The sequence below is a fragment of the Thalassovita litoralis genome, assembly GCF_900182725.1.
Classification (GTDB): Bacteria; Pseudomonadota; Alphaproteobacteria; order Rhodobacterales; family Rhodobacteraceae; genus Thalassobius; species Thalassobius litoralis.
Window position 1 is genome coordinate 135,565 of the sequence record NZ_FXTO01000003.1, and the last position, 15,593, is coordinate 151,157.

The 15,593-nt window shown below is 59.6% G+C and carries 16 protein-coding genes; 7 read left to right on the top strand and 9 right to left on the bottom strand.

The window, feature by feature from the left end:
* Positions 1-88 precede the first annotated feature (88 nt).
* Positions 89-763, bottom strand: a complete 675-nt coding sequence (locus FN828_RS04350) for a DUF1028 domain-containing protein (RefSeq protein WP_142492170.1) — start codon at positions 761-763, stop codon at positions 89-91.
* A gap of 4 nt (positions 764-767) precedes the next feature.
* Positions 768-1,184 (bottom strand): RidA family protein, encoded by a 417-nt coding sequence (locus FN828_RS04355; RefSeq protein WP_142492171.1) that lies wholly within the window; start codon positions 1,182-1,184, stop codon positions 768-770.
* Positions 1,185-1,412: 228 nt separating this feature from the next.
* Here FN828_RS04355 and FN828_RS04360 point away from each other — a divergent pair, with 228 nt between their 5' ends.
* Complete coding sequence (locus FN828_RS04360; protein WP_142492172.1) at positions 1,413-2,696, top strand: flavin-containing monooxygenase; 1,284 nt, start codon at positions 1,413-1,415, stop codon at positions 2,694-2,696.
* 83 nt (positions 2,697-2,779) lie between these two features.
* On the opposite strand, the gene FN828_RS04365 is transcribed toward FN828_RS04360, so the two are convergent.
* Positions 2,780-3,697, bottom strand: coding sequence for a porin (locus tag FN828_RS04365; protein ID WP_142492173.1), 918 nt, complete (start codon positions 3,695-3,697; stop codon positions 2,780-2,782).
* 114 nt (positions 3,698-3,811) lie between these two features.
* Positions 3,812-4,270 carry a hypothetical protein gene (locus FN828_RS04370; RefSeq protein ID WP_142492174.1) on the bottom strand — a complete coding sequence of 153 codons (459 nt, stop codon included), beginning with the start codon at positions 4,268-4,270 and terminating at the stop codon, positions 3,812-3,814.
* A gap of 376 nt (positions 4,271-4,646) precedes the next feature.
* Between FN828_RS04370 and FN828_RS04375 the strand changes: the two genes are divergently transcribed.
* The 3 genes from FN828_RS04375 to FN828_RS04385 all read left to right on the top strand — a co-directional run bounded on the left by FN828_RS04375 (position 4,647) and on the right by FN828_RS04385 (position 7,630).
* Positions 4,647-5,654, top strand: coding sequence for a glycine betaine ABC transporter substrate-binding protein (locus FN828_RS04375; protein ID WP_142492175.1), 1,008 nt, complete (start codon positions 4,647-4,649; stop codon positions 5,652-5,654).
* Between the two features lie 73 nt (positions 5,655-5,727).
* The gene (locus tag FN828_RS04380) at positions 5,728-6,615 is read left to right on the top strand and encodes an ABC transporter permease (protein ID WP_142492176.1); all 888 of its coding nucleotides are present in this window, start codon (positions 5,728-5,730) and stop codon (positions 6,613-6,615) included.
* Positions 6,608-7,630 (top strand): quaternary amine ABC transporter ATP-binding protein, encoded by a 1,023-nt coding sequence (locus tag FN828_RS04385; RefSeq protein ID WP_142492177.1) that lies wholly within the window; start codon positions 6,608-6,610, stop codon positions 7,628-7,630. The genes FN828_RS04380 and FN828_RS04385 overlap by 8 nt, the downstream gene beginning before the upstream one ends.
* A gap of 69 nt (positions 7,631-7,699) precedes the next feature.
* Here FN828_RS04385 and FN828_RS04390 read toward each other — a convergent pair whose 3' ends face one another.
* Genes FN828_RS04390 through ectA form a run of 4 tightly spaced genes read right to left on the bottom strand, consistent with a single transcriptional unit; the run spans position 7,700 to position 11,429 of the window.
* Positions 7,700-9,133: an aspartate kinase gene (locus tag FN828_RS04390; RefSeq protein WP_142492178.1), complete on the bottom strand. Its 1,434-nt coding sequence runs from the start codon at positions 9,131-9,133 to the stop codon at positions 7,700-7,702.
* A gap of 14 nt (positions 9,134-9,147) precedes the next feature.
* Positions 9,148-9,543, bottom strand: coding sequence for an ectoine synthase (locus tag FN828_RS04395; protein WP_142492179.1), 396 nt, complete (start codon positions 9,541-9,543; stop codon positions 9,148-9,150).
* A gap of 5 nt (positions 9,544-9,548) precedes the next feature.
* Entirely contained in the window at positions 9,549-10,835 is a 1,287-nt protein-coding gene (ectB, locus tag FN828_RS04400) for a diaminobutyrate--2-oxoglutarate transaminase (RefSeq protein ID WP_142492180.1), read from the bottom strand.
* Positions 10,836-10,877: 42 nt separating this feature from the next.
* Positions 10,878-11,429: a diaminobutyrate acetyltransferase gene (gene ectA, locus FN828_RS04405; RefSeq protein WP_142492181.1), complete on the bottom strand. Its 552-nt coding sequence runs from the start codon at positions 11,427-11,429 to the stop codon at positions 10,878-10,880.
* Positions 11,430-11,664: 235 nt separating this feature from the next.
* Between ectA and FN828_RS04410 the strand changes: the two genes are divergently transcribed.
* Positions 11,665-12,180: a MarR family winged helix-turn-helix transcriptional regulator gene (locus FN828_RS04410; protein WP_142492182.1), complete on the top strand. Its 516-nt coding sequence runs from the start codon at positions 11,665-11,667 to the stop codon at positions 12,178-12,180.
* Here the strand turns inward: FN828_RS04410 and FN828_RS04415 are convergent, their stop codons facing one another.
* Positions 12,181-13,101, bottom strand: a complete 921-nt coding sequence (locus tag FN828_RS04415; protein WP_142492183.1) for a LysR family transcriptional regulator — start codon at positions 13,099-13,101, stop codon at positions 12,181-12,183.
* Positions 13,102-13,227: 126 nt separating this feature from the next.
* Here FN828_RS04415 and FN828_RS04420 point away from each other — a divergent pair, with 126 nt between their 5' ends.
* On the top strand, positions 13,228-14,403 hold the full coding sequence (locus FN828_RS04420; protein WP_142492272.1) for a cytochrome P450: 1,176 nt from the start codon (positions 13,228-13,230) through the stop codon (positions 14,401-14,403).
* 75 nt (positions 14,404-14,478) lie between these two features.
* Positions 14,479-15,516, top strand: a complete 1,038-nt coding sequence (locus FN828_RS04425) for a TRAP transporter substrate-binding protein (RefSeq protein ID WP_185958926.1) — start codon at positions 14,479-14,481, stop codon at positions 15,514-15,516.
* Positions 15,517-15,593 lie beyond the last annotated feature (77 nt).

The window sequence follows — 15,593 nt, forward strand, 5'->3', positions numbered from 1 at the left end:
CGATCCCCGCAGGTTTCAAGGGCGGGCACCGATTTGTGGGCCGCCCCGAAACCCGTTGCGTATTTTCACCGCGCGGCACAATCCCGGCTTATTCGTCCCCCGGCACGCCATAAGACGGCGCTTCGCGCGGATCCAGCGCCCGCTGAATATAGGCGTCCAACTGCGGTTTATAGATGTCCCACGCGGTCGCTATCGCCTCGATCGGGCAATCTTCGGTCCAGTCACAGCGCAGATCGGCCACAGGCCAGGCCACCCGGTCCACCAGCATCATACCCGCCGAATGCACCGGACCGGCCTCGCCCCCGGCGGCCAGACCGGCCCGCATGGCCGCGATCAGCCGGTCGCCCAGATGCCCCCGCGCTGTCACGAACCCATCCACGATGGCCTGCGGCACGCCGTCATTCGCCAGCAAATTCCCGCCCGAGGCCACGTTATCCCCCTGCGCCTGCGTCCAGATGCCCAGACTGTTCGGCCCGGAATGAATGGCGGTTCCGCCCTGCGCGTCCACGGCCAACACCTGCCGATATTCGATGAAACTGCCGCGCTTTTGCACCTCGGCCACGGCTTCGGCGGCGCTTAGCCCGTCTTGCATCAAATCCAGCGCCAGCGGACCCAGCCGGGGATCGGTCACGTTTTGCGAGGCCACAGCCCCCACCCCGGCCCGCGCATAGGCGCAGCGCGCCGCAACTGCCGGTGACGACGATGAAATCGCCACCCCAAACATGCCGGTTTCCGCGCAGCGCGCCACAAGCGAAAATGTCATGGGCTTACTCCGGGATTACAGCGGTGGCGTCGATTTCCACCAGCCATTCGGGCCGCGCCAAGGCCTGCACCACCAGCCCCGTCGAAACCGGGTACACGCCTTTGATATATTCGCCCATCGTGCGATAGACCGCCTCGCGGTGGCGGACGTCGGTGATATAGACCACCACCTTTACCAGATGTTCCATATCGCCGCCCGCTTCTTCGATCAGTTGGCGGATGTTTTGCATGACCTTGTGGGTCTGCTCCACCGGATCGTGGCTGTCGATATTCACCGCATCGTCCAGATTTTGCGGGCATTGCCCCCGCATCCAGACGGTTTTGCCGCCCTGTGTGACCACGGCCTGACACAGATCGTTGTCCAGCTTCTGTTCGGGATAGGTGTCTTTGGTGTTGAATTTGCGAATGCGGGTATGGGCCATTGGGGTCTCCGGCGATGGATGGGCAGATTTGGTCAGGATTTCATACCTGCCTGCCCGGATGAAAGAACGGACTGGCTTATTGCTGATTAGGCCGGGCCTAAGCGTATCCCAACATGGCTTAGTCATACCCCAAGCAATGCTTTCGCAAATCATGCTTTCCGGGGTCGGACCCGCGCTTTTAGGGTGGGCGGATGACCCTGACAGACATAGCCCGAAAGGACCCCACGAATGGCCCCCACGAAAATTGATACGCTGGTTGTCGGCGCCGGACAGGCCGGTATCGCCATGAGCGAACACCTGTCCCGCAACGGGGTGGCGCATGTCGTGCTGGAACGCGACCGGATCGCGGAACGCTGGCGGTCTGAACGCTGGGATTCGCTGGTGGCGAATGGCCCGGCATGGCACGATCGGTTCCCCGGCATGGAATTTCCCAACTGCGGCCCCGATGATTTCGTCGCTAAAGACTCCGTGGCCGATTATTTCGTGGACTACGCCAAAATGATCGACGCCCCGGTAAAATGCGGCGTCACTGTGCAAAGCGTGGTCAAGAACGAAGGGGCCGAGGGCTTTCGCGTCACCACCAGCGAGGGGGACTATGACGCGCTGAACGTGGTGGCCGCGACCGGGCCTTTTCAGGTGCCGGTGATCCCGCCGATGATCCCCGACAGCGTTGGCATCCCGCAAATGCACTCGGCCGCGTATCGCAACCCCGATCAACTGCCCGAAGGGGCGGTGCTGGTGGTGGGGGCCGGATCGTCCGGCGTTCAGATCGCGGATGAATTGCTGCGGGCGGGCAAAACGGTTTACCTGTCGGTCGGGCCACATGACCGCCCCCCGCGCAGCTATCGCGGGCGGGATTTCGTGTGGTGGCTGGGTGTGCTGGGCAAATGGAACGCCGCCACCCCGCCGCAAGGGGCCGAACATGTCACGATTTCCGTCAGCGGCGCACATGGCGGGCATACGGTGGATTTCCGGCAACTGGCCGAACGCGGCATGAAACTGGTCGGGCGTACCGAAAGCTATGACAACGGCACCCTGCATTTCGCCGATGATCTGGCCGATAATATCAACGCGGGCGATGCGAATTACCTGTCCGTTCTGGACGAGGCAGACGCCTATATCGCCCGCAACGGGCTGGACCTGCCCGAAGAACCCGCCGCCCGCCGGATCGGCCCGGACCCCGATTGCATGACCCATCCGCTGCGTGAACTGGATTTGGCACAGGCTGGGGTTGGCGTGATCCTGTGGGCCACCGGATTTGCACAGGACTATAGCTGGCTGCAACTGGACGTGTTCGACGACAACGGAAAGCCCAGACACCAGCGCGGCGTATCACCTGAACCGGGCATTTTCTTTTTGGGGCTGCCGTGGCAATCACGGCGCGGGTCGTCGTTCATCTGGGGGGTGTGGCACGATGCCAAACATGTGGCCGATCAGATCGTCACCACGCGCGGCTATATGGAATATCACGTAGCCGCCGGAACCGGGGCACAGGGCACATCCGCCGCCTGATATGCGCCCCTGTTTCCGGGCGTTTGGTTCCATATCAACGGGCCGCCAGAATACGGCCCGTTGATCCGTTTACGATCAAGCGATCAGAACACACCCAGCAAGGTCGACGTCAGGGTCGAATGACGCCCTTCGGCAACAGAGCTGGCCAGACTGTTCAGCGGTGCCTTGGTGCCTGCGGCGCCCAGCGGCAGGCTCAGCCCGACGCGGATGGTATCCAGATCTTCATCGAACAGACCGTCCACGCTGAGCGAGGTGCGGGCCAGTTCCATCGTCAGCAGCACAGGCCGCCCGGAAATATCGAAGCGGTAGCCCGCCCCCAACCCAACCGAGGTTGCATCAAGGCTGTCGCCCATAACATCCAGCGACGCCATATCCAGACCGCCGAAAACCATCCAGCGATCATTCAGCATATGGGTTGCCGACAAACCAATTGCAGTCAGATCGACATCGGGAATGCCTGCCCCCGACAGGCGCGACAGTCCCGCCCGCAGCGTCATGTTGGTCCGATCAGATACCGCAAAAGACATGCGCAGCCCTGCGTCTTTCAGGTCCAGACCAGCGGGCATTTCCGGGTCGGTTTCCGATTTCCCGGCATACAGCTCCACCGCGACGCGGTCCGTTTTATAGCCCATCGTCAGACCGAAGGAACGCATCGAAATATCTTCGTTGATAATCGTCAGTTCCATCGCAGATTTTTCGGCATATGCCCCCAGCGACCAGTGATTGCCAAAGGCATAGCTGGCTTCCAGATCATAGGTGGACATCTGAAGCTGCCCCGGCAGACCGTCAGTGTCATGGTTCGACAGGCCAACGCCGCCGCTCAGGCTGAAACCGTTGGCAAAATTCGCGGACCCGGCGAAATCCAGCGTGGCACCGCTTAGATCGTCGCTCAGGCCGGGAATATCCGTCGAGCTGTAGCCCAGTGTCAGCATCCCGCTCATTTCCTGTGCGGATGCAGCGGCAGGAAGCATTGCCGCGATGAGTGCAATCATTTTTTTCATTGTGGTTCTCCAAGACTATATTCCAAACGGAATACCTTCTCGAGAGCTACAACCTGTGGGTGCGCGACCTCAAATGTGCATAGGAACCAATGCCCTATCCTTTGAAACGGTGACTTAGGGGCCACAAGTTCCGTGATCTTTCATCGCCTGTTGTAAATCGTCCAACGCATCAGAATTCACAGCCCCGATCCAACCGACCAGCCAGTTTAACGCATCGCCCGGTATTTCCGTGATAAAGCTGCGGCTTTCCGGGTTGATGCCGGACAATTCCGACAGGACATTAGCCATCCGCACCACGGCGTAATCCGCATCATTCCCGACCAGATAGGCGCAGGCCACCTGTGTCACGGCCGGATCAAGCGCGCTTTTCTTCATCAAATGGCGGCGTATATCTGCCGGGTCCAGGCTGGACAGGGACACAGACCGGAAATCAATCAGAACAGGCCGCCCCACGGTTTCAGGCGGTATCTTTTCTGAATTTGTCTGAAGCGAAATCAGTTCCTCAAGGGTAAATGGGTCAGCGGCGCGGATAAAATGCAATCCAAGCGCGTCGAAATAGCGATGATACAGCACGTTGGGCTGCTCCTGAAATCGGGGCCAGAAAAATAAAGCGGCCGTTCATTTGGAAACCAAAAACAACAATGCGGACAGGATTGCGGTCTTCGGATTTAAATTCCACCCGTAAAGACCTGCATCCCTTCCAGAAAGGCACTTGCCCATAGCTTTGGCAGAAGCCTTCCCTAACGGCAACCGATGACTTGCAATCTGTGCCGGGACTTTCCCTTTACATTCAGGGCGGTGCATGTTGTGCTTAGGGCGCAGCCCGGAGCATTGACGCCTAATCAGGGGAATACATCCGGGAAATCAGCCATGCGGGCTGGTGACTGGCCGTGAACCCGAAGATCCGCGGTCCGAAAAGTCGAAAAGATCTGGGAGGGAAACCCCTACAATGTCTCACATTCTCAAAGGTGCAATTGGCGCCGGCCTTTTGGTATTCGCAGCAAACCAAGGTTTAGCACAAGATTGCGGTGAAATCTCGATCGCGGAAATGGATTGGGCGTCAGCGGAACTGATGGCCAATGTCGACTCGATCATTCTGAGCGAAGGGTATGGCTGCGACGTGGAACTGGTCCCCGGTGCGACCACCACCACCTTTGCGTCCATGTCCGAAAAGGGACAGCCCGACGTGGCCCCCGAACTGTGGATCAACGCGGTGCGCGACATGCTGATGGCCGCACAGGCCGAAGGCACGCTTGTCACCCTGAACGATGGCCCGATCACCGATCTGGGCGAAGGCTGGTGGCTGACCCCTGAATTTGCCGCCAAACACCCCGAACTGGACACCGTGGAAAAGGTGCTGGCGCATCCTGAACTGTTCCCCTACGCCGAGGACGAAAGCAAAGGCGCCTTTGTCGGCTGTCCGGCGGGCTGGGGCTGCCAGTTGGTGAACGCCAACCTGTTCCGCGCCTTTGACATGGAAGCAAAGGGCTGGGTTCTGGTTGATCCCGGTTCGGCTGCGGGTCTGGACGGGTCGATGTCCAAAGCGGTGGAACGCAGCGAGCCCTGGTTCGGATATTACTGGTCGCCCACGTCGATGATCGGCAAATACAACATGGTCAAACTGCCGTTCGAGGCCGAATGGGCCGGGCGGGACAACTGGGACGGCTGTATTGCACTGGCCGAACAGGATTGCGCCGACCCCAAGCCGACCTCGTGGACCGTGTCCGAGGTGAACACCGTCGTCACCGACGATTTCATCGGCAAGGCCGGACCCGCGCAGGACTATTTCAAAAAGCGCGTGTTCCCCGGTGCCATCATGAACAACATGCTGGTCTTCATGAGCGAAAATCAGGCCACGGGCGAAGATGCTGCTTATGAGTTCCTTGCGACCCAAGAAGATGTCTGGACCAAGTGGGTTCCGGCGGATGTTGCCGCCAAAGTGCGCGACGCGCTTTGACCCTGTGATCCCATCAGAAGGGCCCGGTCACGAAGCCGGGCCCTTCGTCTATCTGTAAAGGCAGGACAAACTCATGGATTTTCTATTGGAGTTTCCGTCACTGGGCCGATCGGACCTGAGCGCATTGCGCCGGGGCATCGACGGCACATTCCGCGAATTCACCCGCGCCTGGGGGGAATCGATTGAAAACTTTTTCGACCCGCTGCTGGCGTTCCTTGTCTGGTTTGAAAAGCTGCTGCAAGCGACCCCGTGGCCCATCATCATCCTGATCCTTGCCGGGCTGGCATGGGCCGGGTCGCGGTCATGGAAGATCACGCTGGGCAGTGTGGTCGCCTTTGTCGTCATCGGCTTTCTGGGCATGTGGGAGGACACGATGTCCACCCTTGCAATCATATCGGTTGCCACATTCCTGTGTATTCTGGTGGGTATCCCGCTGGGCATTCTGATGGCGCGGTTTGACCGGGCGCAGGCAATCATCACCCCCATTCTGGACGTGATGCAAACCATCCCCAGCTTCGTTTATCTGATCCCCGTGGTGATGCTGCTGGGCATCGGCAAGGTGCCGGGGCTGCTGGCCGTGTGCATTTATGCGCTGCCGCCGCTGGTGCGTCTGACCAATCTGGGCATCCGTCTGGTGGACAAAAGCGTGATGGAGGCCGCCGAGGCCTTTGGCGCATCGAACAAGGAAAAGCTGTTCGGCGTACAAATCCCGCTGGCGCTGCCCAATATTTTTGCCGGGATCAACCAGACGATCATGATGGCGCTGTCGATGGTGGTGATCGCCTCGATGATCGGTGTGCAGGGTTTGGGCGTGCCGGTGCTGCGGGCGATTTCCAATCAATATCTGGCGCTGGGTCTGATGAACGGTCTGGCCATCGTGGCGCTGGCGATCATCTTTGACCGGGTCAGCCAAACCTATGGCAAACGCCTGCAATCCTATCGGGAGGCCGGGCATGGCTGACGACACCAAGATTTCCATCCGCAACCTGTACAAGATTTTCGGCGACAATCCGCAAACGGCGCTGAAACAGGTCCATGGCGGCATGGGCAAGGACGAACTGCTGGACAAGACCGGGCATGTGCTGGGCCTGAATGACATTTCGTTGGATATTCCCGCGAACAAGCTACAGGTCATCATGGGCCTGTCCGGGTCGGGCAAATCCACGCTGATCCGTCACCTGAACCGCCTGATCGAACCCACTGCGGGCGAAATCTGGATTGATGGCGATGACGTGATGGCGATGGGACCAAACCAGTTGCGTGATCTGCGCCGGTTCAAGATGTCGATGGTGTTCCAGAACTTTGCCCTGCTGCCGCATCGCAAGGTGTTGGAAAATGTCATCTATGGGCTGGGCATTCAGGGCGTGGACGAATCCGAGGCCACGAAACGCGCCGCGCATTGGCTGGACCGTGTCGGATTGGCCGGGTACGAGGATTACTATCCCGGTCAGCTATCCGGCGGGATGCAACAGCGTGTGGGGCTGGCCCGCGCGCTGGCCACCGATGCCGATATCCTGCTGATGGACGAGGCGTTTTCGGCGCTGGACCCGCTGATCCGCACGGATATGCAATCCATCCTGCTGGAACTGCAACAAGAGCTGAACAAAACCATCGTGTTCATCACGCATGATCTGGACGAGGCCATGCGGATTGGCGACACCATCGCCATTCTGCGGGATGGGTGTCTGGTGCAATCTGGTGACGGGCAAGACATCGTTCTGCGCCCGGCGGATGATTACATTGCGGAATTCACCCGCGAAATCAATCGCAGCAAGGTGATCCGCATTCGCGCCCTGCAACGGCCGATTGCCGGGGATGCCCCTGTGGGTGAACCGCTGCCATCCTCGACTGTGCTGGCGGATGCGCTGGAAAAACTGGTCGCGGCCCCTGCGCAGGCGCTGCCTGTGGCGGATAAATCCGGCAAGGTTGTGGGTCAGGTGCATCTGAATGATGCGGTCAAGGCGCTGCACGCCTGATCCCAGCCCAGCACACCAACACAAAAGGCGGCGCTAAATGCGCCGCCTTTTATTGTTTATGCAAGCTGATCAGGCCGCTTTGTCCAATGCAGACGTTTCGACATCAGCCGCCACAAATTCCGCATGTAGCGCCTTGATCACCGGGGCCAGATCGTCGCGTTCCAAAATGAACTGCACATCCACATTACGCGGCCCCTGCGATGCGCCCAGCGCCGCCAGCCCATTCGCGGCAATCGCCTGCAATCCGCGTGTCAGCACCGCCAGCCCCGTCAGATCGCGCCCAATAGCCGAAGCCATCGCCAGCGGACGAGCCGAGATTTCCGCCGTGGGATACAGGCGCGTCAGATCCTTTTCCACCCGGCGCATCACCTTTAGCGAAGCGTCCAGATAATGCGTGATCGTATTCGCGTTCGACGTCTTCGACACGATCCGCACGTTATGGCGGGTCAGCACCTCCAGAATGGCGGCGTCATAGCCTTTGACCCCCACCATGTCCTGCTCAAACAGTTCCAGCGCGACAATATCCAGCCCCGTCACCATTTCCACCGCCGGTTCCGTTGCGGGCTGATCGTCGATCAACGTACCGGGATCGTCAGGTTCAAAGGCATTGGTCACACGCAGGGGCACATCCGCCTGACGCAGCATTTTTGCCGCGCGAGGGTGGATCGCTTCCATCCCCATATTCGACATCTGATCAGCCACGTCATAGTTGGTATGGCCCAGCTTGCGCACAGCGCCCTGCCCCACCAGATTGGGATCAGCCGACGACAGGTGAAATTCCTTGTGGATGATCGCCTCGCGGGCGCTGATCAACGCCGCCAGACGCGAAAACGTCACCTCGGAATAGCCCCGGTCAAATTCCCGCATCAGCCCTTCGGCACATTGGGCATAGCCCGTGACAATCGGCATTTCCTGCTGGGGGTCCACGTCCTGCATGGCGCGGGTGATCCGGTCGTCCAGCGAAATATCGCCTTCGTCCCGCCAGCCCGACAGGTCCACGAACCGGGCATTCACCCCGGCGCGTTGCAGCATCAGCGTGGTCACAAAGGCCGAATGCGCCTCGCCCAGACCAGACAGCAATTCACGGATTTGCAGCATATGTTCTGACAGCCGGAAATGGCCGTAGCTGCACAGGCGTTGCAGGTCGATCAGGCAATTACGCGCGCCGTCGATCCGTTCCGCCACAAAGGCCCGCGCCTGTTCAACATCCGCCGGATGATCCAGCACAGCGGCATGGGCCGTTTCCATCGCGGCCTCAACACGGGTCAACGCGTCATGCCAGCCGTGGCCGGTATCGGCGTTGGCAAATTGCGCATAGACCCCCGGTTCGCCGGTCTTTTTATGTTCCAGCAACAGGTTGGTGATGCCACCAAAGGCCGACACCACGAACACACGGCCATAAAGATCGGCCCCCTGACGCCCGCCGATGAACAGCGTATCCCGCAGTTCACCGACACGGGACATCGACGTGCCCCCGATTTTTTCAACAGTATGATGGGTCATGTTTGCCCTTTCGGTCAGTCGGCAAGCTCCTCTGCCGGGGCATAGGAACCGTCCTCGCGGTGGACTTCCTTGCCCGTCACCGGCGGATTAAAGCAGCAAGCCATGTGCAGTTCTTCCTCGGCGCGCAGAATATGTTTGTCGTGCAGGTTCAGCGCATACATCACGCCGGGCTTGATCGCGTGGGTTTCCCCCGTGGCCAGATCGGTGATCGAGCCCTTGCCCTTCATGCAGTAAACGCTTTCGAAATGGTGCTTATAGTGAAAGGTATGTTCCGAACCCGCCTCTAGCACCGTGATATGGAACGAAAACCCCATCCCGTCATCGGCCAGCAGCATCCGGGTCGAGGTCCATCGCGCATCGGCCACATGGCGGTCTGTTTTCTTTAGCTCGTTAAAATCGCGTACAATCATTTGCGTTACTCCGCTGCAAGTTTCAGTTCACCCAGCACATCGCGGGCGGCTTGTGTCAGAATGTCGAACCCTTCGCGGAACAGGCTGGCCGGGGTGGTCAGCGGCGCAAGGATTTTGACAACCTCATCATTCGGGCCAGAGGTTTCGATCACCAGCCCCATCTCATAGGCGCGGGCGCAGATACGCGCCGCCAGTTCCCCGGACCCAACATCAACCCCCTGCATCAGACCCCGCCCTTTCAGGACAGCCCCCGGCACCAGATCGGCAATGTCCGACAGCGCCGTTGTCAGCAGCATGGATTTTTCCGCCAGTTCCCGCTGGAACGCATCCGTGGCCCAGAATTTTTCAATCGCGGCGCGGGCCGTAACAAAAGCGTGGGTGTTCCCCCGGAACGTGCCGTTATGTTCAGCAGGCCCAAACACGTCATGCTGCGGGCGCACCAGCATCAACGCCATCGGCAGGCCGAAGCCCGAGATGGATTTTGCCATCGTCACGATGTCGGGCTGAACGTCCATTTCCTCGAATGAAAAGAACGTGCCGGTGCGGCCACAGCCCGCCTGAATATCGTCAATGATCAGCAAGGCACCGTGTTTATGGGCGATGTCCTGCATCTTGCGCACCCAATCGGCCGAGGCGGCGTTCAGCCCGCCCTCGCCCTGCACGGTTTCAAACAGGATGGCGGCGGGGGCGTCGATCCCGCCCGATGGGTCGCCCAGCATCTGATCCAGCAACGCCGCGCTGTCCACACCTTCGGCATAGCCATCAAAGGGCATCCGGGTCACGCCTGCCTTGTCCATTGCGGCGCCACCCCGGTGATAACCGTTGCCCGTGGCAGCCAAGGCGCCCATCGTGACCCCGTGGAACCCATTTGTGAACGCGATGATATTCGTGCGGCCCGTCACCTTGCGGGCCAGTTTCATCGCCGCTTCCACCGCATTCGCGCCGGTGGGTCCTGTGAACATCACCTTATGATCCATATGGCGCGGCTTCAGGATGTGATCCTCGAACGCCGTCAGAAACGCGCCTTTGGCCCCGGTGTGCAGATCCAGCCCATGCGCCAGCCCGTCGCTGGCGATATGATCTATCAGCGCCGCTTTCAGATCGGGATCGTTATGGCCATAATTGAGTGACGAACAGCCCGCCAGAAAATCAATGAAACGGTTGCCATCGGCATCGAACAATTCGGACCCGCGGGCGGTATCGAAAACCGCAGGCATCCCACGGCAATAGGACCGCGCCTTGCTTTCGCGGCGCGTAAAGATAGACGTATTCTGTACCATGTCGTTGGGCATGGGGTGTCCTTTCGGAAAAATCGGGAATGTATCGGGCGATGCTCAGGCGGCGCGTTTCAGCGCGTCATGTTCCTGCGGCAGCGTGATCGTCACCATATGTTCAGTGTCGTGCTGCCCGTCAAAATGGGCATCGCGGGTGAAATGGGGCGCGTCGGACAGATCGCCGCCAATCGACCGGGCAAAGCTGCGAAACAGCCCCCAAGAGGCATCGTTGTCCTTGGTGATCGTGGTTTTCAACGCGCGCGCCCCATCGGTTTCAGCGCGGTTGATCAGGTCAAACAGCATGGCCTTCCCCAGCCCCAGACCCCGCGCTTTTGGGCTGACAGCCACCTGCCAGACGAAAAACGCATCGTCATTCGGAATCATATGCCCGGAAATCCAGCCCAGAATGTCGCCATCCACTTCGGCGACAACGCAGGTATCGCGGAAATGATCGGCCTGAATAAGGTTACAGTACATGGAATTTTCATCCAGCGGCTTACACGCGCGGATCAGTTCCCAGATTGCCGCCCCGTCCTGCGCGGTTGGCTTGCGCAGCCGGGGCGCACGCGTTCGGGGACCAGATGTATCTTCCTTGACCATATCCTTGGGCATATTGCTTCTCCAATTTTTATTCGCAACACTAAGTATATCATCAGGATAAAAATTTCAACACGCTAAGTAAATTTATCCGAATTTAGCGCATTTACGCTGCAACTATGGATATTAAGGCAGTATTTACTTCGCAATCCCCTTCAAAATCGCTACACAACACAAAGCATATTTTCACAGTTGGTCAAAATACTTCGCGGATTGAAGGATCACCCCGATCATGCAAGGATGGGCGGCCATGACTGACCAGCCTTCTGACACCCAGCGCCATCGCACCGATGACAGCCTGATTGCCTTGCGCCGCATTCTGCGGGCAACGGAACAATATTCGCGCGAACTGGCGCAGGCCGCCGGGCTGACGCCCGCGCAATTGCGGGTGTTGCAAATCACCGCAACGCGCGGCGGATCGACCACACCCAAGGACATGGCCACGCAAATGCGGGTCAGTCAGGCGACGGTCACGGCGCTGGTGGATAAACTGGTGGCACGCGGCATGGTGCAGCGGCAGCGATCGGAAACCGACCGGCGGCAAACCAATGTGGTAATCACCCCCGATGGCTGGGACGCAGTCAAAGACGCTCCCGACGCGCTGCAACAGCGTTATGTCCGGGCATTTGAAAAGCTGAAGGATTGGGAACAGGCGCAGCTTTTGGCGTCACTGGAACGGGTCGCCGCCATGCTGGACGCCGGGGATATTGATGCCTCGCCGGTGCTGACCACCGGCGAAATCACCCCACCGGGCAAACCGGGGTAATCAGCCCGCCCCAGCCTCTTTCGTCAGGATGCGATTGGCGGCGGCTGCGATTTGCGCCCGCAACCAAACATGGGGCGCGGAAACATGGGTGCGGGCCGTCCAATACAGATCAATGCTGATCTCTGCCAAAAAGGGACAATCCCGGATCACCACCTGCGCCCCAAAGCTTTCGGCAATCCGGCGCGGAACCGTGGCAATCATATCTGTGCCAACCAGAATATCCGGTAGGTTTGCGGGGCTTGGCACCTCCATCACGGCGTTTGGGTAATGGCCTTGAGCTTCCATCACCACCAGAAACCGCGACCGGAACGACCCGCCGTAATTCACCACCACCTGCGGCGCGGCCACAAATGTATCCACATCCTGCACCGTCCGCGCCAGCGGGTTGGCGGGGTCCATGATGCAAACGTAATCCTCGGGCAGCAGACCGCGCCTGAAAAAGCTGGGTTCCTCAAGCCGGATCGGCCCGATCAGCATGTCGCTGTCACCACGCATCAGTTGTTCCTTGCCCCGCACTGTGGATGAAATGATGCGGATCGCCATCCCCGGCGCTTTTTGCCGAAGGGTTCGCATGACCTTGGGGATCAGGGTGACACGCTCGTAATAATTGCAGCTTATCCCGATCTCCAGCTTGGCCACAGCCGGATCGAACTGACGCGGGGCGGTCAGCGCCTCGAACCTGTCCAGCATGGCGCTGGTTTGGGCCACCACTTCCTCGCAGCGGTCGGTTGGCACGATCCCCGCCCCCTGCCGCACAAATAGCGGATCGCCGAACGCGTCGCGCAGGCGGGCCATCGTGTAGCTGACGGTGGATTGCGTCACCCCCAGGCTTTCCGCCGTTCGGGAAAAGCTGCCATGCCCATGCACCAGCCGCAAAACCCGCAGGGCCGAAAAATCCAGCGCAAAAGGATCAGTTGCCATTTCAAACCCATATCGAATATTTCGATTTGGTTTATCAAATCCATCAGATTGCCCAATGTCAAACCCGCCGCTACGCTGCCCCCCACATTTGCGACTTTGGGAGGAGGAGCGATGACAACGGATGTGATGTCCAACGTGCCGGTGGACGACCGGATCACGATCGCGGAACTGACAGCAGACCCTTATTCGATTTACCGCAAATTGCGGGCTGAAACCCCCGTGCTGCGGATCAACAGCATCAATCGGATCATGCTGACCAAGGCGGCGGATACCAAACACGTCAAGGACAACTGGGAACTGTTCAGCTCGGACGATCCGCTGACCCCGATGAAACGCGCCTTTCTGGCCCATACCCTTATGCGCAAGGATGGCGAGGCGCATAAACGCGAACGCAACGCGATGGCCCCGGCCTTTTCACCCCGCAATATCAAAGGCTGCTGGAACGAGATTTATACGCAGGTCGCCAAGGATTATGTGGGCCGCCTGCCCCGTGGCGAAACCGTGGATTTGTTCAGCGGGCTGGCCGCCCCCTATGCGGCGCGCTGCCTGACCTATCTGCTGGGCATCCCCGAAGCATCCGATGCGGATATGATGCGCTGGTCGCAAACGCTGATCGACGGGGCGGGGAATTTCGGCAATGTGCCGGAACTCTTTGAACGCTCGGACGCGGCCAATGCGGAAATGGATGCGCTGTTTGATACCTGCGTGGCACGGGTCAAAGCGGACCCCGATCAATCCGCCCTGTCGGTCATGGTCAATGCCGACGATCCGATTGAACGCAGCCAGATTTATTCCAACGTCAAAATCGCCATTGGCGGCGGTATCAACGAACCACGCGATGCGCTGCTGACCATTCTGTATGGGCTGTTCACCAATCCCGATCAACTGGACGCCTGCAAGGCAGATGCCCTGTGGGACGCCGCGTTCGAGGAAGGCGTGCGCTGGGTCGCGCCGATTCAGGCCAGTTCGCGGCTGGTGATGCAGGACACCGAAATCCGGGGCCACGCCATTGCCAAGGGCGAGGTGGTAATGACCGTTCAGGCGTCTGCCTGTCACGACGAAGATCTGTACGACAGGCCCGAGGAGTATAACATCTTCCGCCCGAAAACGCCGCATCAGGCCTTTGGGAACGGGCCGCATTTCTGCCAGGGCACCCATATCGCGCGGCGGATGCTGGCGCAGATCGTGCTGCCGATGCTGTTTGACCGCTTCCCGAACATGACGCTGCCCGACCCGGCGCAGGTCAAATTCTGGGGCTTTGGCTTCCGTGGGCCGCTTAGCCTGCCGGTCACGCTGAACTGATCCAAAACCCGGACAGGCGACCCGCCTTTCCAACACAACAAAACATAAAAACACGCGCCAACAGGGAGAAACGCGATGAAACGTCGTACAATCATGAAAACCATGGCTGCTGCTGTGCTGGCCTCGGGGCTGGCACCGGGGCTGGCCGCCGCGCAAGAGGTCACGCTGCGGCTGCACCAATTCCTGCCGCCGCCCGCCACGGTGCCGAAACACATCATCAAACCCTGGGCCGCCCGGATCGAAGAAGCCACCGGCGGCAAGGTAAAGTTTGAACATTACGACGCAATGGCGCTGGGGGGTAAACCGCCGGAACTGATGGATCAGGCCATTGATGGCGTCGCCGATGTGATCATGACGGTGGTGGGCTATACCCCCGGACGGTTCCCAAAAACCGAAGTGTTTGAACTGCCCTTTATGATGACGAACCCCGTGGCCACCGCCAAGGCGTTTCAGGAACTGGTGGAAACCGATCTTCAGGACGGCGAATACAAAGACGTCAAGGTGCTGGGCGCGTGGGTGCATGGCCCCGGCGTGATCCATGCCGACCGCCCCATCGAAACCGTCGAGGACATGGAAGGCCTGAAAGTGCGCGGCCCGACCCGCGTGATCAATGATATGCTCAAGGAACTGGGGGCCACCCCCATCGGGATGCCCCTGCCCGCCATCCCCGAAGCCCTGTCCAAGGGCGTTGTCGGCGGCACGGTGATCCCGTGGGAAGTCACCCCAGCCATCAAACTGGCCGAACTGGTGCATAACCACACCGAATTTACCGGGGACGAAGCCCTGTATACCGCCACCATCGTCATGGTGATGAACAAGGACAGCTATGCCAAGCTGCCCGATGACATCCGCGCCGCGATTGATGCGGAATCGGGGCAGAAACTGGCGGAATTCGCGGCTCAGGTGATGTGGGATCACGACAAACCGGGCCGCGACATTGCGGTAAAAGCGGGCAACACCATCATCCAGCTTTCCCCGGAACAAGTGGAGCGCTTCAAGGCCGCCTCGCAGCCCGTGATTGATCGCTGGGTGGCCGAAATGGACGCCAAGGGGATCGACGGCAAGGCCCTGATCGCGCAGGCCAAGGCACTGATCAAAAAACACGGCGGCTAAACATACCCTGAAACATGAACATCGCCGGTCCCGCTTTGGTCCGGCGATTTTCCGTTCCGGGCGTAACGTAACGGCAT

What these genes read in the sequence shown, in the direction of transcription:
- FN828_RS04390 (WP_142492178.1), bottom strand. Translation starts at nt 9,133, where the DNA reads ATGACCCATCATACTGTTGAAAAAATCGGGGGCACGTCGATGTCCCGT.
- FN828_RS04350 (WP_142492170.1), bottom strand. Translation starts at nt 763, where the DNA reads ATGACATTTTCGCTTGTGGCGCGCTGCGCGGAAACCGGCATGTTTGGG.
- FN828_RS04375 (WP_142492175.1), top strand. Translation starts at nt 4,647, where the DNA reads ATGTCTCACATTCTCAAAGGTGCAATTGGCGCCGGCCTTTTGGTATTC.
- FN828_RS04415 (WP_142492183.1), bottom strand. Translation starts at nt 13,101, where the DNA reads ATGGCAACTGATCCTTTTGCGCTGGATTTTTCGGCCCTGCGGGTTTTG.
- FN828_RS04420 (WP_142492272.1), top strand. Translation starts at nt 13,228, where the DNA reads ATGTCCAACGTGCCGGTGGACGACCGGATCACGATCGCGGAACTGACA.
- FN828_RS04385 (WP_142492177.1), top strand. Translation starts at nt 6,608, where the DNA reads ATGGCTGACGACACCAAGATTTCCATCCGCAACCTGTACAAGATTTTC.
- FN828_RS04425 (WP_185958926.1), top strand. Translation starts at nt 14,479, where the DNA reads ATGAAACGTCGTACAATCATGAAAACCATGGCTGCTGCTGTGCTGGCC.
- FN828_RS04355 (WP_142492171.1), bottom strand. Translation starts at nt 1,184, where the DNA reads ATGGCCCATACCCGCATTCGCAAATTCAACACCAAAGACACCTATCCC.
- FN828_RS04365 (WP_142492173.1), bottom strand. Translation starts at nt 3,697, where the DNA reads ATGAAAAAAATGATTGCACTCATCGCGGCAATGCTTCCTGCCGCTGCA.
- FN828_RS04360 (WP_142492172.1), top strand. Translation starts at nt 1,413, where the DNA reads ATGGCCCCCACGAAAATTGATACGCTGGTTGTCGGCGCCGGACAGGCC.
- FN828_RS04410 (WP_142492182.1), top strand. Translation starts at nt 11,665, where the DNA reads ATGACTGACCAGCCTTCTGACACCCAGCGCCATCGCACCGATGACAGC.
- ectB (WP_142492180.1), bottom strand. Translation starts at nt 10,835, where the DNA reads ATGCCCAACGACATGGTACAGAATACGTCTATCTTTACGCGCCGCGAA.
- FN828_RS04395 (WP_142492179.1), bottom strand. Translation starts at nt 9,543, where the DNA reads ATGATTGTACGCGATTTTAACGAGCTAAAGAAAACAGACCGCCATGTG.
- FN828_RS04380 (WP_142492176.1), top strand. Translation starts at nt 5,728, where the DNA reads ATGGATTTTCTATTGGAGTTTCCGTCACTGGGCCGATCGGACCTGAGC.
- ectA (WP_142492181.1), bottom strand. Translation starts at nt 11,429, where the DNA reads ATGCCCAAGGATATGGTCAAGGAAGATACATCTGGTCCCCGAACGCGT.